1 protein-coding gene is annotated in these 209 nt (G+C 46.9%); it reads left to right on the top strand.

What is annotated here, in order from left to right; genetic code table 11:
* A partial coding sequence (locus GFJ99_RS13425) for a tetratricopeptide repeat protein (RefSeq protein ID WP_162524044.1) occupies nt 1-209 on the top strand: 209 nt, incomplete at both ends.

Genomic DNA, 209 nt, shown 5'->3' on the forward strand with positions numbered 1-209 from the left:
ACCTGAACTTCAAAGCGGTGGCGTTAATTAAAATGGGGCGAGCTGAGCCAGCAGCTTCTCTATTGCAGCTTGTATTGCAAATTCAGCCTGATCATCTGGCCGCGCAGGTTAATCTGTCACGACTACAAATTGATCAAGGTAACTATGCTATTGCTATTATCGCCTTGCAACCACTGGTGCTGGCAAATCCACAGCACAAAGTGGCAGTA

Source organism: Flavobacterium sp. LMO6 (assembly GCF_009495795.1).
Classification (GTDB): domain Bacteria; phylum Bacteroidota; class Bacteroidia; order Flavobacteriales; family Flavobacteriaceae; genus Flavobacterium.